Source organism: Haloparvum sedimenti (genome assembly GCF_001462205.1).
GTDB lineage: Archaea > Halobacteriota > Halobacteria > Halobacteriales > Haloferacaceae > Haloparvum > Haloparvum sedimenti.
Genome location: NZ_LKIR01000139.1, coordinates 101,150 through 101,491, shown reverse-complemented (window position 1 = coordinate 101,491; position 342 = coordinate 101,150). Strand labels below are relative to the sequence as shown.

At 73.4% G+C, this 342-nt stretch carries 1 protein-coding gene; it reads right to left on the bottom strand.

Annotated features, from left to right (window positions below; translation table 11 throughout):
• On the bottom strand, positions 1–342 hold a 342-nt coding region (locus AN233_RS14105; RefSeq protein ID WP_245626084.1), incomplete at both ends, for a DUF5781 family protein.

Below are 342 nucleotides of genomic sequence, written 5' to 3'. Positions count from 1 at the left end.
GCGCGCGGAACCGCCGCTTGAACGCCGCCACGTCGACGCCGGGCGCGTCGCTGCCGGCGGCGCGCGCGAGGTCGTAGATGCGGTGGTCGCGGTCGGCGAGGTCGTGTCGCTCGACGAGTGCGAGCGCGAAGGCGGCGTTGACCGCGGTGATCTCCGGGTCCGCGCCCTCGCCCGCCGGTTCGGTGCCGGGGCGCGGCGGCGTCGGTCGGTCGGCGACCGCGGTCGCGAGCGTCGACTCGAGGAAGCCGAGCAGCTTGTCCGGCGGCGTCACCGAGAGGGTGATGTCGTCGGCGTAGATGTCCTTCATGTGGTTCGCGATCTGGTAGCAGTGCGCGAGCTTGC